We start from the raw sequence: 18,347 nt of genomic DNA, 5'->3' as shown, positions 1-18,347 counted from the left end.
TTAAACATTAATCTATCATTTTCATCATAAATCTGTCGAAATAAGGAAGAACTGAAAGGTTAATGTTAGATTAGTAATATGTATATCATGTAGAGTCGAAATAAGGAAGAACTGAAAGTTACCACAAATTAGGTCTATTCTTCCTGAGATTTTTGTCGAAATAAGGAAGAACTGAAAGCATTAAACATTAATCTATCATTTTCATCATAAATCTGTCGAAATAAGGAAGAACTGAAAGGTTAATGTTAGATTAGTAATATGTATATCATGTAGAGTCGAAATAAGGAAGAACTGAAAGTTATAAGCTCTAGATAATATATATAATAAGGGAAGTCGAAATAAGGAAGAACTGAAAGTTGCCTCCTCTTTGATTTTATCAGGATCCTCTACGTCGAAATAAGGAAGAACTGAAAGTTACAACATCCACGTTTTGCCATTTGAGACCGAAGTCGAAATAAGGAAGAACTGAAAGTTGAGAACCCATTCGTAACGTATACCTTACCCATGTCGAAATAAGGAAGAACTGAAAGCCTCACGATATTAGGCGTAGCAGTGCATATTGGAGTCGAAATAAGGAAGAACTGAAAGATCCCTAGTATATTAGCAACTTCTAGCAAATGGTTAGTCGAAATAAGGAAGAACTGAAAGCCTTACTCTCACCCCTGAGACCGGGGGAGAAGGACGTCGAAATAAGGAAGAACTGAAAGTCTTTTTACATAAACCAAAAACAAAAGTAATGAGGTCGAAATAAGGAAGAACTGAAAGGCACACTCTGCTTTTTCTCTTAGTTTCACAACGCGTCGAAATAAGGAAGAACTGAAAGTTCACTCACCTCAATCCCCAGCTTTTCGGTAATGTCGAAATAAGGAAGAACTGAAAGAATAAAAATAACAAGTTTTTCAGATTGTGGAATTGTCGAAATAAGGAAGAACTGAAAGTTAAAAGTAAATAAACTGTTCCTGGATCATCAAAGTCGAAATAAGGAAGAACTGAAAGCTTCCTTCAGGTTTTGTACCGTGTCCTTATCGAGGTCGAAATAAGGAAGAACTGAAAGATCTTTTCGCCGAAAAACGCGTTGGGTTCAAGTATGTCGAAATAAGGAAGAACTGAAAGACTCTTGTTGTCCCTGCTGTTTCAACTGGTTAAGCGTCGAAATAAGGAAGAACTGAAAGCAATATCTCTTAATACCAGAGGACGGGACACCAGAGTCGAAATAAGGAAGAACTGAAAGATCATAGTCTTTCATTCCTATTATTACTCATTAATGTCGAAATAAGGAAGAACTGAAAGTCTAGTTTCTCGAATTTTGAATTCGGATATATCTGTCGAAATAAGGAAGAACTGAAAGTCTTGGCGTAGTGCTTATTTAGTAACAAACAAACGTCGAAATAAGGAAGAACTGAAAGACAAGATACTACTGTGACAGCGATAAACTCATTGCTGTCGAAATAAGGAAGAACTGAAAGTAACCACTGTAAAAATATATTCTTCTGTTTTCTGCATCGAAATAAGGAAGAACTGAAAGATATATTGATGTAACGTCACCGCCACCGCACCTCGTCGAAATAAGGAAGAACTGAAAGCGATTGAATGGTATTCCTGTTTACAAGTTACCAAAGTCGAAATAAGGAAGAACTGAAAGTTTACGTCTAACGTTATACTATCACCAGGTACTTGTCGAAATAAGGAAGAACTGAAAGTCAGCTCATTTATTTTTAGTACTTGTCTTACGTCTTGTCGAAATAAGGAAGAACTGAAAGTTTACGGCGTTAATTTCTGCCTGCTCCGTAATCCACGTCGAAATAAGGAAGAACTGAAAGTGATGATATCTAGTTACTACCATTTTTTCCACAAGTCGAAATAAGGAAGAACTGAAAGACTACATTGTGAGACTCAAAGATGGTACGGTGTTAGTCGAAATAAGGAAGAACTGAAAGAGTTTATCTTCTTTCGTCATCCTTCTCGGTGTTTTGTCGAAATAAGAAAGAACTAAATAAAAGCAAAGGAAAAACAGGGTATGATATATTACTATTAGAAGTAGATGAGTAAAAACTAATAGAAAGAGGAATAATTAGTGAAGATAGTTACGTAAAACTTATAGGTAAAGATAAAATTGAGTATATTATAAATACTATAAGGTACCATGGAATATGAAATAATAGATATAATCAAAGATTTGGAAAAGTTTTCTCCAAGGAATAATGAAGAATCTCTGAATAAAACGTCTAATTACATAAAAGAAAATTTGCAGAAAGCCGGAATAGATTTTTTAGATCAATATTTTTATGTTCCTATACCTTATGATGAAGGATCGTATATAATTTTAGATAATGGAGGAAAAATAATTGGAAAGGCAAATTCTTTTGTTTCAGGTTCTTTCGAAGAGAAAAATATATATTCAAGCCAAAATATAAAGCAAGAAATAAATATACCCCATATAAATTATAATCAGTATTATGATGCATTTTCTGGGGTAATTTTCTATGATTTTCCAGTAATAAATATAAAAAAATCAGATTTAATTAAGGTTGTAAATTCACAAAAAATAGAGGTTTATGTTAATGTAAAGAAAACATTAATAAAAACTGAAAATATATTAGTTGGAAATGTAAAAAATCCAAAAAACATAATTTTTACTCATTTTGATACAATATTTAATGGAGCTTTAGATAATTCTTCAGGAACAGCAACCTTATTATATGGAATAATAAATAATAAAGTAAATATTAAAGAAAATCTAATAGTATTCTCCGGTTGTGAAGAATTATCATATGATAAACCATATTATTGGGGATATGGTTATAGGTTTTTTGAGTATCAATATAAAGAAATATTAGAAAAAAGCGTAAAGATTATTGTATATGATATGTTTGGGCACTCAGAACCAATATTAACAAAAGAATACATTAAGGAAGCATTTCCGATAATGTCAGAATATTTATATGATAAATCTATACAGATAACGGAATCTAATAAAGATTGGATAAAATTCTATCATTCAGAAGCAGATACTATTGATAAAATAAACATAAATTACATCAAAGAAGCATTAGATCTATTGTTGAAAAATTTATAAATATATTAACTCTTTTTCACTCACCTTTTTCATCACCCTCCTAAAAGTTATCGTATTTTTTCTAAATCAAGATATGGCTCGATTTCCTTCAAAGACTGCTACCTTTGCGGGTACAAGTATACGATGTGCTTGTATTTCTTCCCGCTTTTTCACGTTTTTTACGTACCACTTCAACTCTAGTTCCGTAACATATAATTCAAACATTTACTTGAAAAGTTCTCTCACCTATATGCCAACCGTAATAGCAACTCATATAACAACACTGCTATTATTAACGATAGCATTGCGGCGAACAAAAACGACGTGACATAATATACCAGTATGTTGTTTTCGGAGGGTACAACGATTACGTTATAAAAACTTGGTTGTACAGTTGTGGAGTTCACATACACGCTCTCGTATACTTGCAACACTCCTCCTAGGGGAGGAAGGGAGAGATGACAAAAATGGGGACTCGTATACTTGCAACACTCCTCCCTCGTCGAATTAAGAAAGAACTGAGAGTCTAACTTCATACGGTCTAAGACATCGAGCCTTGGTCGAATTAAGAAAGAACTGAGAGCTTATAGTTTTCTCGTTTGTCTCTGCATAATCTAGTCGAATTAATAAAGTGAGAGTTAAAGTACATCACATACACGTTTTACGTTCTATCAAATTAAGAAAGAACTGAAAGGGGCTTTACATTCAGCTTAACGCAAAGGGTCTCATGTCGAAATAGGAAAGAACAGAATTGGACTCACTTAGTTACTCCAAAATAGTTATTAAACTCGTCACCGCATATCTCTTGAAATGTTCAAGTCTTTCACCGTTACCATAAGGACGAAATATTCAAGAACCTATTCAAATTTCACGGGCAAAATAAGTAAGACCGTCCTCCTATTTGAAATGCCTGACCTCCAACCCATGTTCCAGCCCCACAAGGGCTTCTTAAAACCCATACACGTATCCCCGTTGATAGATGAACACGGGAGCCCAGTCTTCCCTTACTATCACAAGGGGTCGTTAAAAGGGACGGACATAAACGGGACTTTCAAGTTTAAGGTCGGTGTGCCTCAGGAGTTAGCTGAAGTACTCTTCGAGAAATTTAAGGAAGACGTAGGGGTCAGGAATAGGACTAAGTTCGAAAACGAGCTCTTGGAGTTCGTGATAGTCGACGTGAAGGAAGACCGATACACTCTCCCAAAAAGGTTCAAACTCTGTTTCTCGCCCTCACTCCTCATCCACCCCTTGTTAGTGAACAGGGATATAAGGAAGTTCCTCCCTACACCTTCAGCCGTCTTCTGGGTACCCTATTCACTCCTAAAAGGCGACACTAACGTGAGTAAAGAGGAAGTGTTATCACTGGAGGAAGGGATAGTAGAGACCTGGAAAAACAGGCTTAAGACGATTTGGATACCTTACGACGGGAATAAGGAGCCAGTGCTCATAGGGAAGGTAGAGTACATAGTCCTGAAAGAGGACTTAATGAAGGTAGTTGAGACGGCACTGATCATGGGTGTCGGTGCGTCTAGAGCAAGCGGTTTCGGTCATGTGGAGTTATGCGACAAGGAGAGGGCAGTGATCGACGAAGACGACCAAGAAAACCCATCGTAGGACCAGTCGAGGAAGAAAGCCAAACGTGACCCCATGTCGGCAGGGAGAACCACTTTACTGTCAAAGCTTCCCTAGTGGTACAGACCGTAATGTAAGTCTTAGTTTTAGGAATAGTAGCAATGCTAAGCAACTAGTGGTACAGACCGTAATGTAAGGGAAAGAGGTTCAATAAGACTCCCGTAAGACTGTAACGCTTCTACGTAACTACTCGTTATTCTTAATCACTTCTAAATATCGTTTTGACAAGTTGTGTTTATATAGTATTACCGAAGTAGTAGTAGTTTTTATTCATGATCCCCTTAACTGATGACGGGCACTGCTCACGAGGTTTGGGGAGTGATAAAAGTGTGGATGGGAGGGTAGTGGCGTTCAGTAATAAACCTTTCGCTCAAACTTCAAGCATAGTATTAGCTAACATTGCCTATATAGGTGTTTCCCTCGACTAGCCCCAATGAGTTAAGGGTGACTGTGTATGACCCCTTAAGAGGGTGTCCATGGTGGGATTAGAAGTAATTAAAAGTAAGGAAAAGTTACGCCACGGGTAAACATTCCTGCGCTCATTATGGGCAAAGAGACCATAGCATGTACTAACGGCATTGCTAAAAAGGCTAAAAATATCATGAAAGCAGCACTACATACATATATTAAACATTTAGGCGGTAGGATACCGAAAATTATGAAGTCCTTGTACTCCGTCTGCTATTTGCCATCAGTAGCCAGACGTAATAAGCTGGAGAATGGGCAACACACTCTGCAAAATTTGGGTAAAATGCTAAAAATTGATAAACAATAAACATTCCACATTGAAATTACCCCCTATAAAATATGGGGAGTAACCCTTTATGTTAACTTTTCTATCCTTGGAGTGTTTTCGTCAACCTTAAAGTAAATGTGAGGAACAGGGGTAAGGGGAATCCTTTTTTGTGGAAAAAGTAAAAGGGCTAGCATAAAAAGAAGGGACACGGATTTATAACCCCACCACTTTGGTGTGAGGGATTATGTTTGTCACAAACAAAAATAACAGTCCTATTCTTATCAGCACTAATCACATCTAGTCTTGTTTTCGTAATCCTTATTACTCGCTGAGTAGAAATTATTAAGAAATGGTGAGAACAACGAACTGGGACAATGAACTCCTCGAGGCGGCTGAGAATGGTGACTTGATTAAAGTACAAAAAGCACTAGAAAATGGGGCAGACCCAAACGCTGTAGATATTGACGGCGCGACGGCGTTGTATATAGCAGCATCTAATGGTCATGTTGAGATTGTCAAACTACTGCTAGAGCACGGGGCAAACCCAAACGCTGAAAATAAATACGGCTGGACACCATTGCACAGCGCAGCATTAAATGGTCATGTTGAGATTGTCAAACTACTGCTAGAGCGTGGAGCTGACCCAGACGCTAAAGATGATGACGACTTTACGCCACTACATTTGGCAGCAGAAAATGGTCATGTTGAGATTGTCAAACTACTGCTAGAGCGTGGAGCTGACCCAGACGCTAAAGATGATTACGGTAGTACACCACTACATTTGGCAGCAGAAAATGGTCATGTTGAGATTGTCAAACTACTGCTAGAGCGTGGAGCTGACCCAGACGCTAAAACTAATGACCTCTGGAAAGCCGGTAGTACACCATTGCATTTAGCAGCATCTAATGGTCATGTTGAGATTGTCAAACTACTGCTAGAGCACGGGGCAAACCCAAACGCTAAAGATGATGACGGTCAAACGCCATTGCATTTAGCAGCAGAAAATGGTCATGTTGACGTTGTTAGGGTTTTACTTGAGCGTGGTACTGATCCGCGGATTGCCGACAATGAGGGGCATATTCCCTTAGACTATGCTGAAGATAGTGCAATTCGTAGTTTACTTGAGAGTGCCATGAGAAATAGCTAGTCTGAAGTACCTAGAGGACCTAGGATACAAGGGAACGAAGCAACACGGGTAGATAATGGTGGTATTGAAAGAAAATCAGACGAAAATGAAACATTACCTATGGTAGAACAACAATCAATAATAAGAAACCAAGGCGTAATGTAAGTCCCCAACTACGAGATCTTGGAAACTATAGGTGTAGGCGGTTCCGCTATAGTTTATGAAGCAAGGAGGGAAAAAGATTCATTGCTTGTAACTATAAAAGCAGCAGTTATGGGACTTTAACGTAACTTAAAGATTTTCATCAGCCCAGGTGGTCCGCCTAAATGACGTTCTACGAACCTGAGGAACGCCTCCACGCTCCTCAGGTTAAGAGCCCCCACCAGCTCCCTGACAACGTTGGTCATGATGGTGAAGATCGTGAGGTAACCTTGGAGCCTCTCCCTCCTCCACGGTAGACCCAAAATCACCTCCTTAAAAATAAATCTATAGTGTAAATAAGTGTCTCTACTAGATTAATTGTAAAATTCTCTAGATTGAATAAATCTGGAAATAAAAGAATTAATAATAATCTAAACTCCTCTCTCCCCATCTCCCCCTTGAATACGGTATATAAGGAGTAGAGTATGATTGCCAGAACGAAGATCAACGTGCGGAAAACAAACTTAGTAGAACTAGTAAATGGGAGAAAAGCCTTAATGTTCCTATAGGAGGTCTCTATAGGACCTCTCACCTTATTATACAAATCCAACACTTCCCTCTTTGGTATCTCGAGGTTAGTAGCCCTAGCAAAATAAACAAACCTCTTCTTCTTTCTCCTCACTTTTTCCCTGCTATACACGAGGAGTCTGAACTTAACCTGCTCATCCTTCCTATGCCTCTTACTATTAGTCTCGTAATCACCGTCAAACTCCTCATAAACCTTAACGTCACCAACTGGGACGGCAACTATGTACTTAAACTGTGAAATGAAGTTGAGCACGTCGACAGTGTAGAAACCGGCGTCAAGTGTTATCAACCTTATCTTGAATCCCATTGCAATAACTTGCTCCACTAGAGCCTTCACTATCTCTTCCTTAGTCATACCGTTCACTTGTTGAATGAAGGCAAGTAAAAGTATTCTCCCCTTATACTTGGTTGTTGCAGTTGCGTAGTTCTACGAGTTTCCCTTCTCTGAACTTCCGAGTCCTTTCACCGGTTTCCCGTACCACGTCTTGGTTGTCCAGTCTATTGAAAGATCTATCTCTTTTACCCCCTTCAGTACTTCTAATGATATTTTTCTCACTCTTTCCAATAGTTTTTCAATTACTTCTATCCCTTGTTTCTCTACGTAGTTCCTCACGGTCTGTGGGGATACGTCGTACGCTCCGGACTTGTCCTCTATTGAATCATTCCACAAACACGCGAGATGAGAGTTTTTGCTACCTCATCTACCTTTTCCCCTTGGAAGTTCAACATGGAAAGTAATTTATATCCTATTTGTTGAATGTTTGGTGAGGGAGAATTGGTGTTACCATCTTCCTATGTCACGTGGTAATACTACACCTCCCTCACCTTAAACCCTTTCTTCAATTCTTTACACTCGTATAAATTCCATTATTTTTTATGGATTAGATATTATCCTATCAGAAATATTTTTCTAATATGATTTTGGGTCTACCGAGAGAGGTGAGACTTTCCGCCTCCTTAACCCCCTTTCTTTGTAAAGAAAAAGAAAATAATAAAATAAAAGAACTGTTATAATATTCATATTGTGATAATAAAAGTGCGAAGATAAAAACAAAAAATTTTTAAAATGTTTTAACAGAAGTAGAAAGGGGGATGAGGGGATGATGAACACGACACGAGTTGACCTATGATAGGACACCACTGCTCTGACCTGACCCCCTCATCCCTCTTCATTATTTATCTTTTCAACTATTAAGCTTTTCTTCTCATCCAATTTTGAAAAATTGAGCAAAGAATGAGGTTGAATTCTAACGTTAAATCTGCGACGTGAGAATAATTGTATAAACTCCCCAGTTGCTAAGAAAAATTCAACTAGTGTGTATAACTACTACTAAGAGTTCTGAGAATGAAAAACAGAAGAGTGAAAATGTAGGTCCAGTAAAAAGAAGCGCGTAAAGCCTTCTTTCTTTTCATAAAATTTTCTAAAAATGAAAATGAAAATTCTATAAGTCTCAAAAAAGTGTAAGTTAGTCTTCATAAAAAATACGTAAAATTGAAAGAGAAGGGAAAGTGTAAAAATTGTTTGCTAAAAATTTTGTAATTTTTAGTAGTAGTTATATATGCTATATCTCATTAAGAGAAGTTAAAATTTTTCTTATTTAACTTGAAAGTTTATTCAAAGAATTAGTTCAACTTTTTAATGATTTGGAAGATCAATATATAGAAAAGTTCATGGGCGGCTCTAAAGAGGCTAAACAAGGGATTGAAGCTGAAAGGGAATTAATTGAGTATTTTAGTAATAGTAAGGATGCACTGGTGTCTTGTGCTCAGAAATTAAGTATTAAAATACCTAATTCATTTGTTGTTATAAAGCCCGTTAACAGAATAAAATGTGACCTAATGATAAAAGGTGAGTTTACCATATGTATCTCAGTAAAGACTGTTACAGATGCTAGTTTTCACCAACTTGACAGAAGAGGGCTGGATGTCTGGAAGACAGTGTTAAATATGCCTGAAGATATATACAAAATTCTTTTAGACAGTATTCTAAGGAAGGCTAAAGATCCTAAAGCGGTATTCATTCTTCCTGAAGATAGGGATAAGATAAGTAAATTTATCAAGGACAATCTAAGCATAATATTAAAGGAAATTTTTATAAGAGATGAGGAGGATTTGAGAATCCTTGCAATTTGGGATAAAAGAGATGATATTCTCTGCATGTTTAATATTCAGGACGTGATATCATTTTTTATTAAACAACCAATTTCATTTTCTGATGAAGGTATTATTAAAATAGGTAAATATATTACTATGCAAAGAAAAGGTGGTAACGGAAGCCGTATTAAAAAACCTAAAATAGACCCCACTCATCCAGGCAACCAACTGCAGTTTAAATTTAAGCCTTTAGAATTCATGAATGATGCTAGAAAATTAATGAATAATTGTTGTCTCCATATCACTCAAACCTAAATACTCTCTTATACTTTCTTCAGCATGCTGAATATCACTTAAATCAACACTCATTGATTTTGAAGGTACTGGGATTTCTAGATAATCCTCCTCTAATAACCTCGTCCAGTTATCTGATATTCTCTTGCTGAAAATTTTTAGTATATATCTCATAATACTTGAGTTAAACCACGCTGCAATTAACGGATTGTTTTCTTTTAATATGTAGAAATTTTTTGATGCACACAAAGGCTTTTCACTATAATTGGCTAAAATCTTATGCTTAGTTAAATCTAGCTTATCATGAATAAAGATGTGGCCATATGGGGTCTTAGTTTGCAATTGCTTCCAAATATGTTGATACCATTTATCCCCGAATTTTAGAGCTGGTAGGTTTTGCTTCTCTCCCCACTCAATGTATTTCTTCAAATCACCTTCTGGTTCATCATCAATTGCGAGTGCGTAGAATTTAGGGTTTGATACTACTATTTCCTTATTGTAATACTCTGGCTTTCTAAGACATTTAACTAAATACCTCTTAGGAATACTTAGAATTTGTGCTTGGTTCTTAATTAGTACGGAGTCTTCTTCTTCCCTTAACACACTCCAATACTTATTGGGAATGAAAAAGAACTCTGGTCCGTACATCTCAACCCCTCTTAATATTTCACCTTTGCTTAGATAACGTAATAGACCCTTCTCTAATGCCCTTTCTATTATCTTAACCACCTTTCTTGCATTATCATAGTCAAATAAGCTGAGCCAGTTTCTATCTAGAAATTTAGGAACTTTTTTGACGTTAACGGTGTACAAACTCCTCAAATTACCATCATATTGGTAAATAGTGGTCTGTGTTTCGTGAAGCTCAAACAATTTTCTCTTTCTAAGGAAAATTATAAGCTCCTTGAAACCGCTGCCAGTACTAAACGAAGGCTCCTTAACGTTTTCTACCAGAGTGAGGATGTCGTACCGATACTTCAGAAATTCCTTTAATCCCCTCCCCTGACTAGTATAAAATGTGGAAGCTGGGATGACGAGCAAAGCATAACCGCCCTCTTTAAGTATGTAATCGATAAGGAATATTGAAAGTATGTGAAGTCCCGGATCCTTTCTTGAAATAAATTTTCCGTAGCCATGAGAAATCATGGATCCCAGTATCTCATTCCTATTACTTATCAAATGCCATCTAACGAAAGGAGGATTAGAAATTATTATATCAGCCTTATACTTCCATGCTATCTTGAACGCATCACCACATATAACTTCTACGTTATCATAAATTGAGGAAAGTACTTTACGCCCTAACTCACAAGGTTCTTTATTTATCTCAATACCAATAACCTTACTTGGTTTAATCAGATCATTAACTGAGGAAAGTAGAACACCAGAACCCATAAAGGGATCCATTAATACTATTCCTTCTCTATTTGGAATTTCCTTTACAAAAGATCTTATGACAGAAATTCCATCATAATTAGTATAATATGAAGATGTTCTTTTCCTATCTACAAGGTCTTGTACTTTATATTGCCTTTCGTCTATATACATAATCACACCTTTTTAACCACTATCTCGTTGTTATCATTAAGTATCCATTCTATTTCACTACCCTCGCTTATATCTAAGAGCCTCCTGACCGAAACTGGTACCGTAGTGTAGCCCTTACCCCACAACTTGCTCTTACCTAACACCCTAGCCATACTAGTAACTCTACTAGTAAACTTACTGGTAATATCATATAAACCTAACGCGAGCGTAGATGGTAATACCACTTAACTCCCCAGTTTGCTAAGAAAAATTCAACTACACGCGTAAATAGTTCTAAGTACTTCTTAACCTCGCTATAAGGTATCCTATACTTCCCTCCTTCAGTCGTTACCACCCTTATCCTCCCTTCTCTAATCCACCGTAGGAGAGTTGAGTATGAAATGCTGAGCAGTTGGCAAGCCTCCTTAGGCCTCAGTAGTTTCTCCACGAAATTAGTTGATAATAAATGAATACAAAAAGACCTCTGTTAACGTGAGACAGGGTTCACCCCTCCCCGTGACACGTGATCGCATGGTAAGGGACGGGAATATGTATTACATGTTGACTGAGTAGACTGGGCATGTGTTCATCATGTCACAGTTACTGCAGGCCCACTTTATTTTCTTGAACACTTGTTCTGCCCTCTCCTCCGGTTCCTCCGGTTCGCTCATCACCCAATTGAACGTCCTTTCTAAGTCGAACTTGTCCCTAGCTACCTTCCCCTCACATCTTAACTCCGTGACACTTGTCCCGCTCAGCCACCTAATGCCCTTGTTGTATATTACCAGCCCGATCACCGGGGCGCTCGTATAGTAGACAGCAGAGGCCATGTAAAAGCTCATCTCCCCTTTTAAGTGCCTCACCGTGTCAAGGAGTGTGACTTCCGCTACGAGTGCTACGGGGCCCTTCTTCGTACTTAGTAGGGCGAAATAGTCTGGTCTACCCCTTATTAGGTAGACTACTTTGTTCCCGTAGTAAGTCAACTGGAACTCCTTTTCCCTAGCGTAAGTTATTACCCTATCACACAAGGCCTCGTTTAGAGACTTGACCACTAAATTCGTCACCTTATCGTGGTCCCCTTTCATTTTCTCGACGTAGAGTGGTGTAGTATACTCTACTTGTCCGCACTGGGTAAGGATTTGGTACCTCCTCATCGGGCAAAGGGCTGACCATGAGAGCTGAGTAGCGGTGAGTTTACAATACTTCGAATTTTCTGTCTGAGACTTTCCTGCAACCCGACTTGGAACAGTCGATGGAAGCTTGATATTCGTCGTCTCGTACAACGATAATATACAAGTTATCGTGTTCTTCAAGGATTTTTTCAGCCATGGAGGAGACAAGTTGCGCTGTTTTATATCCGCCAACACCTGCGTAGACTGATCTGTTGACCATGGAAAGACCCAGACCCCTGAGGTATCTCCTGATTTTACCCCTGACTTTTTCTGACGAGATGTCAAAAGCGACCACCACGTACATATCTTACTTTAAGCTTTCACGAATATTAACCTTGAGGTTAATCCGGAGGACTTCCGGAGTTCAAGATCTTTCTTATTTTGACACTAGAGCCTGGCAGCATTAGCTAACCCTATACCCCCTTTCAGTACTCGGCAAACTGGTGGTAAACAGCATCTTTCAGTTCTTTCTTATTTCGACGCAATAGTCACTGAATGGGAAAATCTTCCATCGTCCTTTCAGTTCTTCCTTATTTCGACAACAAGCTAGCAAACGTATTAAATTCGTTAGTTGCTTTCAGTTCTTCCTTATTTCGACTACTCGAAAAAATAACTATAACGAAGCAACAGTACTTTCAGTTCTTCCTTATTTCGACAAACTGTTAATCTTATTTAACGTATGAGTGTAAACTTTCAGTTCTTCCTTATTTCGACTCAGGTGGTATTTTCTATGCAGTAATTGCTACCATCTTTCAGTTCTTCCTTATTTCGACGTCAGACAAAGCAGTTAGATGTTGGGAATTGTTCCTTTCAGTTCTTCCTTATTTCGACATGCCAAGAAATATAGTAATGTAGTATACTTGGCCTTTCAGTTCTTCCTTATTTCGACTTAAGAAATAAAAATGTTAATCCTAAACCGAAATCTTTCAGTTCTTCCTTATTTCGACTTGAGGCTAAATCGCCTAATAACGGTAAAAGATTCTTTCAGTTCTTCCTTATTTCGACAACATCGCAAAGCCGTTTATATTTATATCAAATATCTTTCAGTTCTTCCTTATTTCGACAAAAAATGACGACAAATAGTCAAAAACTTTTTGCGGCTTTCAGTTCTTCCTTATTTCGACTAGAGGAAGCAGTGGTTATGTGGTTGGTCCAAAATAACTTTCAGTTCTTCCTTATTTCGACCAAGCGGAAGAAAGTTAATGGAACTAGCTGTCTTTTTTCAGTTCTTCCTTATTTCGACAAACGAATTACAAAAGCAGAAACTAATTGACTATTCTTTCAGTTCTTCCTTATTTCGACTAATGATTGCAATCATGGGGTGAGGTGAATGGTCTTTCAGTTCTTCCTTATTTCGACTTAAAGGAAGAAAGGTTTACAAAACTTTCCCTCTCTTTCAGTTCTTCCTTATTTCGACTGTTATATTTTCATAATATGTTGTGGAACTCATTCTTTCAGTTCTTCCTTATTTCGACACCATATGTTTGGCTAATTTAAACGCAATAATTTGCTTTCAGTTCTTCCTTATTTCGACAAAAACTTCTAGAAGAGGAGGGAGGAGGAAGAAACTTTCAGTTCTTCCTTATTTCGACAGGGGGTAGAATTGGGGGTACTCCACCTAAATTATCTTTCAGTTCTTCCTTATTTCGACAGTATGCTAATAAAGCTAGAGAAGTTTTCGAAAACTTTCAGTTCTTCCTTATTTCGACGTATGATGAGGAGTTAGAGGCTGTAATAAGAATTGTCTTTCAGTTCTTCCTTATTTCGACGGATCCAGCCCCAGAAAGTCAGTATCTCTGAAAACTTTCAGTTCTTCCTTATTTCGACACCAGTACAACGGGCAAGTATTTCCAGAAGTTAACTTTCAGTTCTTCCTTATTTCGACAGTTATACGCGTTCTGTATCGCGTTGTTTGCAGCCTTTCAGTTCTTCCTTATTTCGACTAGAGGTAGATGAGGTATATAGTGTTAATTTCGATCTTTCAGTTCTTCCTTATTTCGACCATGGTGGAGATCCAGTAACAATATCAAACCTCTGCTTTCAGTTCTTCCTTATTTCGACGTGACAACAGTTGTACATAAACGTAACGTCTCTGCTTTCAGTTCTTCCTTATTTCGACAAGTGGCGAATGCACTTCTCTTAGACGTGAAAAAGCTTTCAGTTCTTCCTTATTTCGACATACGTAATAGGACAACACGTGTGGATAAGTAATCCTTTCAGTTCTTCCTTATTTCGACTCTATACAAAGAGAATTTTAGGGCGATGATGAGACTTTCAGTTCTTCCTTATTTCGACACAATTGCTTTATTGGGTACGGATAATTAAGACGGCTTTCACTTCTTCCTTATTTCGACAAAGATGAAAGAAATTGTAGATAAAGAGATAAAGCTTTCAGTTCTTCCTTATTTCGACTTAGAACAGTTAAAGAATTCAAAGGCAGAGATGGCTTTCAGTTCTTCCTTATTTCGACGTATAAATCATGAGTTTTTCCGCTTAAAAAATAACTTTCAGTTCTTCCTTATTTCGACGACATGCTGAGGAGATGAGGAACGGCTTAGAAGCCTTTCAGTTCTTCCTTATTTCGACAGGGAACCCTCGCTCTTCAAGATATGTAGGAAGTCCTTTCAGTTCTTCCTTATTTCGACTAAATTGTTTGGTAATATTTTTTTGTACCTCCTTTCAGTTCTTCCTTATTTCGACCATCTGCTCCATCAAAACCGTAATTTAACGCTTCTCTTTCAGTTCTTCCTTATTTCGACAATATCGGGGGAGGGTAAAAAGCGTTTTGAGAGATCTTTCAGTTCTTCCTTATTTCGACGAAATTTTAGGAGGGGATTGGAGATAATTGTAAACTTTCAGTTCTTCCTTATTTCGACGAGACAAGTTAATAAGCGTATTAAATTTGTTTCTAGCTTTCAGTTCTTCCTTATTTCGACAGATTAAAAAAGGATTAGACTGAAAGAGCTATTCCTTTCAGTTCTTCCTTATTTCGACAGGGCCTTTATCATATTTCGTCTGGAAGCATTTACGCTTTCAGTTCTTCCTTATTTCGACTATGTCTTCGATGGGCGACCCATAGATTTTAGGACTTTCAGTTCTTCCTTATTTCGACTTATTTGAGGAGGTTTGGGGATTTGTTTGAGGTTCTTTCAGTTCTTCCTTATTTCGACTTTTCTATTAGGAGGTTTATATTTTCTATCGGAATCTTTCAGTTCTTCCTTATTTCGACAGTATGAGTATGAAATATGAAATCCTAAAAGTTGCTTTCAGTTCTTCCTTATTTCGACTAGATCTGTTTCGTCTAACTCTCTCTTTTTTTATAACTTTCAGTTCTTCCTTATTTCGACAAAGATTGGACCAGATGTAAAAAATCGAGAGATAGCTTTCAGTTCTTCCTTATTTCGACTGTATTTTTGACCTGCTTTGTATTTCTATTCCAACTGCTTTCAGTTCTTCCTTATTTCGACTTATGTCCCCCGAGATTTCAGCATGGTTGGGGCTTCTTTCAGTTCTTCCTTATTTCGACTAAAAAATGCATTAGAATATATAAAAGATTATTACTTTCAGTTCTTCCTTATTTCGACTTGGTGAAGTCGAAGACAAACAAAAGAAAATTGGCTTTCAGTTCTTCCTTATTTCGACTATACAGAAACACCAACTTACGCTAATCTAGTCTACTTTCAGTTCTTCCTTATTTCGACCTAAAGGTCCTATTAGCGATATTCCTCTACGCCTCTTTCAGTTCTTCCTTATTTCGACTTACGTACGACCACATCCAAGTAGGGAATGACACCATCTTTCAGTTCTTCCTTATTTCGACTACTGTCGTTGGTTTGTTGATCGTTATTGTTGCGCTTTCAGTTCTTCCTTATTTCGACACCTTTACCTAACACCTCTACAACTATCTTCCTACTTTCAGTTCTTCCTTATTTCGACAACCAAACTTCAAATAAAACAAATCCCCAAAATCTCTTTCAGTTCTTCCTTATTTCGACTGTAGCTCAGGTTGAAGAAACTAATGAGATGGCTGACTTTCAGTTCTTCCTTATTTCGACTTTATCAGTCAGCTGTTTTTGATGAAACATATTTCTTTCAGTTCTTCCTTATTTCGACTTATTTTTTTCTTTTTCAAATTTCTATTTCTTCACTTTCAGTTCTTCCTTATTTCGACGACAAAGCTGTAGCATGCTATGAGCTGTTTAGAGTCTTTCAGTTCTTCCTTATTTCGACACTAGTTAATTTCGTTAACGACGTCAAAGACGTTTACTTTCAGTTCTTCCTTATTTCGACGTTCAAAGGACAAACTAGAAGTAGAATTTGTAGACTTTCAGTTCTTCCTTATTTCGACATAATCATTCCATAAAGGATTTCAGTGAAGAATGACTTTCAGTTCTTCCTTATTTCGACCAACAAGCTGTTGAACAGTTGCACTTCCAGAAAATCTTTCAGTTCTTCCTTATTTCGACATTTACTTTCACCTTACGTCTAGCCATGTCCTTTCTTTCAGTTCTTCCTTATTTCGACTTTGATGGAACTAGAAGATACGTAGGCAATCAAACTTTCAGTTCTTCCTTATTTCGACCTTTTTGAATTTCTTGACAAGATTCATTTTCCATTCTTTCAGTTCTTCCTTATTTCGACAAGCGTCGGTAATAGCTAATACTTCTTTTGCTAACTTTCAGTTCTTCCTTATTTCGACTTTTTCTTGCTGCTCATTCTCTTCATCATTTTTCCTTTCAGTTCTTCCTTATTTCGACTGGATCAGCAAACGGGAGGTCTCCAAGTCCAATTCTTTCAGTTCTTCCTTATTTCGACGAGATAAAGTTTTTTGCACAATTTATAATAGTAGCTTTCAGTTCTTCCTTATTTCGACGTTGTACGAAATTTTTTCAGCTTCTTGAATTTCTCCTTTCAGTTCTTCCTTATTTCGACCTTATTATATGCTTATTTATCGAAATTAGGTTTAAACTTTCAGTTCTTCCTTATTTCGACCGTGCGTTTCCCCGACGTCGCTTTTTGTGTGTGTTTTACACTATTCTCTAGTTATAGTGTAGAAACTGTTACTAAAAAATGTTGTTTTTCAACTTTGATTGACGGGTTGGGGTGTAGAAATTATGTATATCTCCTTTCTTTTTCGTCTTCGTTTCTACAGTAAAGTTAATAACCCCTATTTAAAGGTGATAGAAAGCGTTGGGTTCTGAGCCTTAATTTCAACTGAATAAACGACGGTGGTAAAAATAGAAGATTTTTATCAGCGGTGGATTAAGGGAGAAATACAGTTTAATTAAAAAGAAAAAACTGATAGAAAACCTAGACTTTAACTTACTTTATGATTTATAGCATTTATTGTAATGTTAATGATATCATTTTATAAACTTAACTGTTAAGGGGGAAAAACCTGTGATAAACTAGACTGAGTTCAGTTTAAATTAGTAGAAATATGGGGGAAAAGACTAAGTTACATCACACAAAAAACTAGACTTTTATTTGAACGCGTAATACCAAAACGAGAAAATTGATGACGCGAGGCGGATGGGGTAAACGGTTGTCAAATAGAACGTCGTGATCAGCGTGGTGAAGGTGTTACTGTCCTACCACGTGTTATAGTTGTGTAAAAAGTCCTCTCAGTCTCTCCCCTTTTCTTTTACCGGAGCCTACATGCGGAAGTGTACCACGAGATTTCGCACGGATATAGGTCTGATAAGAGAGTGTAGTTACGAGGAGTTCTTACAAGTTATGTCTAGTGGTTAGCCTAGTGCCCTTGTAATGTATAGGCAGGGCGTTCTTACAAGTTTCGCCCAGACAGCATTTTATTTATACTATGGCCCTTATGTTGACGGTGAGGTAGAAAGGTTTAACAGCATTTCATTTACACTCAAAAAACGACCATATCACTTCTAGTCGACTCTCCAAATTCTCGTTCTCTTCAAAACTCAAAAAACGACCATATCACTTCCGATGACAGTATTGCCGAAAAGGATT

10 protein-coding genes, 4 pseudogenes and 2 CRISPR repeat arrays are annotated in these 18,347 nt (G+C 37.3%); of the genes and pseudogenes, 6 read left to right on the top strand and 8 right to left on the bottom strand.

Going from position 1 to position 18,347, the window contains the following annotated elements; translation table 11 throughout:
- Positions 1 to 34 precede the first annotated feature (34 nt).
- A CRISPR array of direct repeats spans positions 35 to 1,996; the repeat unit is 24 nt; unit sequence GTCGAAATAAGGAAGAACTGAAAG.
- Positions 1,997 to 2,143: 147 nt separating this feature from the next.
- Entirely contained in the window at positions 2,144 to 3,076 is a 933-nt protein-coding gene (locus WIW89_RS09825) for a hypothetical protein (protein ID WP_337720625.1), read from the top strand.
- Positions 3,077 to 3,297: 221 nt separating this feature from the next.
- Here the strand turns inward: WIW89_RS09825 and WIW89_RS09820 are convergent, their stop codons facing one another.
- Positions 3,298 to 3,486, bottom strand: a complete 189-nt coding sequence (locus WIW89_RS09820; protein WP_337720624.1) for a hypothetical protein — start codon at positions 3,484 to 3,486, stop codon at positions 3,298 to 3,300.
- A 379-nt stretch (positions 3,487 to 3,865) separates the two neighbouring features.
- Between WIW89_RS09820 and WIW89_RS09815 the strand changes: the two genes are divergently transcribed.
- From WIW89_RS09815 to WIW89_RS09800, 4 genes and pseudogenes are all read left to right on the top strand, one after another.
- A complete protein-coding gene (locus WIW89_RS09815) occupies positions 3,866 to 4,669 on the top strand; it encodes a hypothetical protein (protein ID WP_337720623.1) in 804 nt (267 codons plus the stop codon).
- Between the two features lie 290 nt (positions 4,670 to 4,959).
- Positions 4,960 to 5,214, top strand: a pseudogene (locus tag WIW89_RS09810) (hypothetical protein).
- Between the two features lie 17 nt (positions 5,215 to 5,231).
- Positions 5,232 to 5,462, top strand: a complete 231-nt coding sequence (locus tag WIW89_RS09805) for a hypothetical protein (protein ID WP_337720622.1) — start codon at positions 5,232 to 5,234, stop codon at positions 5,460 to 5,462.
- Between the two features lie 310 nt (positions 5,463 to 5,772).
- Entirely contained in the window at positions 5,773 to 6,570 is a 798-nt protein-coding gene (locus WIW89_RS09800; protein ID WP_337720621.1) for an ankyrin repeat domain-containing protein, read from the top strand.
- A 260-nt stretch (positions 6,571 to 6,830) separates the two neighbouring features.
- Here the strand turns inward: WIW89_RS09800 and WIW89_RS09795 are convergent.
- Positions 6,831 to 6,998: pseudogene (locus tag WIW89_RS09795) on the bottom strand (IS701 family transposase); the annotation flags it as partial.
- A 17-nt stretch (positions 6,999 to 7,015) separates the two neighbouring features.
- Positions 7,016 to 8,066: pseudogene (locus WIW89_RS09790) on the bottom strand (ISH3 family transposase).
- A gap of 856 nt (positions 8,067 to 8,922) precedes the next feature.
- Between WIW89_RS09790 and WIW89_RS09785 the strand changes: the two are divergent.
- Complete coding sequence (locus tag WIW89_RS09785; protein ID WP_337720620.1) at positions 8,923 to 9,687, top strand: hypothetical protein; 765 nt, start codon at positions 8,923 to 8,925, stop codon at positions 9,685 to 9,687.
- Here WIW89_RS09785 and WIW89_RS09780 read toward each other — a convergent pair.
- From WIW89_RS09780 to cas2, 5 genes and pseudogenes are all read right to left on the bottom strand, one after another.
- On the bottom strand, positions 9,649 to 11,214 hold the full coding sequence (locus WIW89_RS09780; protein ID WP_337720619.1) for an N-6 DNA methylase: 1,566 nt from the start codon (positions 11,212 to 11,214) through the stop codon (positions 9,649 to 9,651). The genes WIW89_RS09785 and WIW89_RS09780 overlap by 39 nt on opposite strands.
- Positions 11,215 to 11,216: 2 nt before the next feature.
- Positions 11,217 to 11,438, bottom strand: coding sequence for an AbrB/MazE/SpoVT family DNA-binding domain-containing protein (locus tag WIW89_RS09775; protein ID WP_337720618.1), 222 nt, complete (start codon positions 11,436 to 11,438; stop codon positions 11,217 to 11,219).
- 47 nt (positions 11,439 to 11,485) lie between these two features.
- A pseudogene (locus tag WIW89_RS09770) lies at positions 11,486 to 11,641 on the bottom strand (MerR family transcriptional regulator); the annotation flags it as partial.
- Positions 11,642 to 11,747: 106 nt separating this feature from the next.
- The gene (locus tag WIW89_RS09765; RefSeq protein WP_337720617.1) at positions 11,748 to 12,347 is read right to left on the bottom strand and encodes a hypothetical protein; all 600 of its coding nucleotides are present in this window, start codon (positions 12,345 to 12,347) and stop codon (positions 11,748 to 11,750) included.
- 40 nt (positions 12,348 to 12,387) lie between these two features.
- A complete protein-coding gene (gene cas2 / locus WIW89_RS09760) occupies positions 12,388 to 12,669 on the bottom strand; it encodes a CRISPR-associated endonuclease Cas2 (RefSeq protein WP_337720616.1) in 282 nt (93 codons plus the stop codon).
- 153 nt (positions 12,670 to 12,822) lie between these two features.
- Positions 12,823 to 17,357: a CRISPR direct-repeat array (repeat unit 24 nt; unit sequence CTTTCAGTTCTTCCTTATTTCGAC).
- Positions 17,358 to 18,347: the final 990 nt, after the last annotated feature.

This window comes from Stygiolobus sp. CP850M (genome assembly GCF_037389425.1).
In the GTDB taxonomy this organism is placed as follows: Archaea; Thermoproteota; Thermoprotei_A; order Sulfolobales; family Sulfolobaceae; genus Stygiolobus.
This window is presented reverse-complemented; position numbering and strand designations above follow the sequence as displayed.